The sequence below is a fragment of the Providencia rustigianii DSM 4541 genome (assembly GCF_000156395.1).
GTDB lineage: Bacteria > Pseudomonadota > Gammaproteobacteria > Enterobacterales > Enterobacteriaceae > Providencia > Providencia rustigianii.
In genome coordinates this window covers 1-219 of record NZ_GG703850.1, presented here as the reverse complement: position 1 = coordinate 219, position 219 = coordinate 1, and the positions used below count along the sequence as shown (strand labels likewise).

The window sequence follows — 219 nt, the reverse complement described above, 5'->3', positions numbered from 1 at the left end:
TTGCGATTCTGCAGCTACACGTTGTTGTTCAGCTACTTCTAGTTGCTGTTGTGTTTGTGCACCTGCATCAACTAAAGTTTTTGTACGATCATAATTCTTCTGTGCAACTTTATAGCTTTCAGTTGCACTATCTAGAGTTGCTTGCGCTTGTTCTATTTGTTCAGGACGTGTACTATTCATAACATTTGTTAAATTCGCTTTTGCTGTATTAACAGCAGC

1 protein-coding gene is annotated in these 219 nt (G+C 38.4%); it reads right to left on the bottom strand.

Annotated elements, in window-relative coordinates; all coding sequences use genetic code 11:
• On the bottom strand, positions 1–219 hold a 219-nt coding region (locus tag PROVRUST_RS18930; RefSeq protein WP_006816542.1), incomplete at both ends, for an HlyD family secretion protein.